Source organism: Vibrio sp. Vb1729 (genome assembly GCF_033338655.1).
GTDB classification, from domain to species: domain Bacteria; phylum Pseudomonadota; class Gammaproteobacteria; order Enterobacterales; family Vibrionaceae; genus Vibrio; species Vibrio alginolyticus.
In genome coordinates this window covers 1-2,433 of the sequence record NZ_JAWOTB010000045.1, presented here as the reverse complement: position 1 = coordinate 2,433, position 2,433 = coordinate 1, and the positions used below count along the sequence as shown (strand labels likewise).

The 2,433-nt window shown below is 46.4% G+C and carries 8 protein-coding genes; all 8 read left to right on the top strand.

All coding sequences use genetic code 11. The annotated features are described in order from the left end of the window. Nucleotides 1-204 (top strand): DUF2586 family protein (locus R7E29_RS18010; RefSeq protein WP_318082802.1); only part of this gene is annotated, 204 nt, incomplete at its 5' end. A 3-nt stretch (nt 205-207) separates the two neighbouring features. Beyond that, nucleotides 208-660 carry a phage protein gene (locus R7E29_RS18005; protein ID WP_017821175.1) on the top strand — a complete coding sequence of 151 codons (453 nt, stop codon included), beginning with the start codon at nt 208-210 and terminating at the stop codon, nt 658-660. Between the two features lie 20 nt (nt 661-680). Further along, complete coding sequence (locus R7E29_RS18000; RefSeq protein ID WP_149150477.1) at nt 681-887, top strand: TraR/DksA C4-type zinc finger protein; 207 nt, start codon at nt 681-683, stop codon at nt 885-887. A gap of 4 nt (nt 888-891) precedes the next feature. Then, nucleotides 892-1,101 (top strand): hypothetical protein, encoded by a 210-nt coding sequence (locus R7E29_RS17995; RefSeq protein ID WP_149150476.1) that lies wholly within the window; start codon nt 892-894, stop codon nt 1,099-1,101. Then, complete coding sequence (locus R7E29_RS17990) at nt 1,088-1,678, top strand: lysozyme (RefSeq protein WP_017635441.1); 591 nt, start codon at nt 1,088-1,090, stop codon at nt 1,676-1,678. Before R7E29_RS17995 ends, R7E29_RS17990 begins: the two co-directional genes overlap by 14 nt. Further along, entirely contained in the window at nt 1,653-1,994 is a 342-nt protein-coding gene (locus R7E29_RS17985; protein WP_017635440.1) for a hypothetical protein, read from the top strand. The genes R7E29_RS17990 and R7E29_RS17985 overlap by 26 nt, the downstream gene beginning before the upstream one ends. A gap of 22 nt (nt 1,995-2,016) precedes the next feature. Continuing rightward, the gene (locus tag R7E29_RS17980; protein WP_017635439.1) at nt 2,017-2,205 is read left to right on the top strand and encodes a hypothetical protein; all 189 of its coding nucleotides are present in this window, start codon (nt 2,017-2,019) and stop codon (nt 2,203-2,205) included. Then, nucleotides 2,198-2,433, top strand: a 236-nt coding sequence (locus R7E29_RS17975; protein WP_318082796.1) for a putative phage tail assembly chaperone, incomplete at its 3' end; no start/stop codon positions are given. The genes R7E29_RS17980 and R7E29_RS17975, both read left to right, overlap by 8 nt.

The following is a 2,433-nucleotide window of genomic DNA, read 5'->3' as shown; positions in this document are numbered from 1 at the left end:
ACTCAAGACCTCCGTGAAATGGCGGTAGTGAAAAAAATTGGTGATTACGAGTTCCCTGGTGAAATCAAACCACCTCAAGACGATGACATCACCATTACATGGGTTAATAGTGAAGAAGTTGAAATTCTACTCGCAGTTACACCTTACGAGTGCCCAGTGAAAATCACCATCGGCATCATGCTCAATCAACGACTAGGGGAGTAAACAATGAATTCTCGTTATACAGGGCGAAGCTTCGACATAAACATGCTGGGGATTTTAGTTCATGTGGAGTCGGCTACAGCAACCATCAATGATGAGTCTGCTGTTGATAAAGAGCGCGGCATTCCCACTGGATTTACTCATGGAGCTGTGAGTTGTGATGTTGAGTATGAGCTGGACTTGAACAACTTCCGGAAGCTTCAACAAAAAGCTCGCGAAGCTGGCAGTTGGCGCGGTATTAAGCCACACGACTGTATGTTCTATGCAAATACTGGCGATGATGAAGACAAAGTAGAGCTGTTTGGTGTGAAGCTTCAAATCTCAGATTTACTTAGTGTTGATCCAAACAGCAGTGATAAAACCAAGCGCAAGCTTAAAGGCTTTGTGACGAGCCCTCACTTTGTTCGCATTAATGGCATCTCATACCTAAGTAATGATGATACCCGCGGTTTGCTTTAAGCCTATCAGAGAGAGAACGAATGCCTGACTTTATCGACCATGCTAGTAGTAACGAAACCAAGTTTACTGAAATGGCAATCGCAAACCAGCTTAAACAGTCTATGAAGACTAGCCAACGAGAGAGTGCAAAAGAATGTCTTGAGTGTGGTGACCCTATCCCTGAAGGGCGTCAGATAGCGATAGCGGGGTGCCAGTTTTGCGCCCCTTGCCAGGCTAATTTGGAGTAACGATATGAAAGATTGGTTCGACAAATTAACCAGTGGAGTTGCTTACCTTGTGTCAGTGGCAGGAATGACTTTCAGCAAGCTGACATTTGAACAGTGGTATTTCATTTTATCACTAGTGATTGGCCTTGCCGCACTGGGATTGAACTATTGGCACAAGCGAGCAATGCAACGTATTGCTAGCGAAAAAGGAGTAGCACTGAGTGAAACTGACTAAGCGCATCATTTGTTCTGTTGTCGCTGTGATCGGCTTGGTAACCGGTGGTACGGCTGTTTATGGACCTGAATTGACGCAGCCCATTGGGCAAGTTGTGGTATCGGAACGAGACTTAGGAACGCTGCGCATCACCCCTAAAGGACTGAAGTTGATTGGTGATGCAGAGGGATGCCGGCAGAACCCTTATGTTTGTCCGGGAGGTATTCCTACGAATGGAATTGGGAATACTCATGGTGTGCCAGATACGCCAATCACATTGGAGCAAGTCGCGATCGACTGGGTGAAAAATATTCAATCGGCCGAACGATGTGTGACCAATGCAGAACGGATTTCAGGAGCGCAAATGAGCACGGGTCAATTTGACGCCTTTACCAGCTTTGTTTTCAACTTCGGGTGTACCAAGTTTCGCAAAAATAAGGACGGCTCTGACACTCGGATTTACGCAGCAATCAAACATGGCAATTATCCCAAAGCCTGCGGTCACATTACGGAGTGGGTAAAGAGTCAGGGCGTTGTACTTAAAGGACTCGTCACTCGAAGAGGATTAGAACGTGATCGCTGCATGGAAATGGATTAAGTGGATTGGTATTGCGGTGTTGGTGACGACCATCGCGGTGCTGAAGCTGCAGCTTCATACCGTCAAAGCAGAGAAAACCACATTAAGTGAACAGCTCACCAAGGCAGAAGCAGACAACCAAATCAACTTAACCACCATTGAATTTTTGAAGGGTGAAAGTGAGCAAGCTAACAACATGTTAGTTCAGCGGCAACGGCAACACATAGCAGCAGAGGAAAAACTCAATGCAGACCTGGCAGCACTTAAAACAGAGCTGGCAAACGTTCAGTGCCATATCCCTGCCACTGTTACTGACCGCCTGCGCGACCCCTACTGAAACCGTCGCAACGCAGGTGTTCATGAAATTGCCACCTGCTGGAATGTTGGTGCCCTGTTCAAAACCACAAGTTCAAGGGACATGGCCAGAAGTGGTTACCGACGACATTCCCAAGCTGAAAAACGCACTGACTGAGTGTGATAACCAGATTGAAGATTATTTGCAATGGCGTGCTAAGCACGAAAACAAGAAGAGAAGTAAAAATGACTAAACCTACCTTTACATCAAAACCTGTCGTAGTCGCTATCGGTGGCACTGACTTCGTATTTACGCCAACGGTACAGGATGCAAATAACTATACCAATGACATGATGCCTAACAACAAAGTCGCGCCTGCCTATACGTACTTAACGCGTACCGTGAACCCAGAGCAAAAAGATGAGCTCACTGAGTTACTTGATAGCGTTCCTGGCTTAACTATCGAGCTTTATGCCACGGT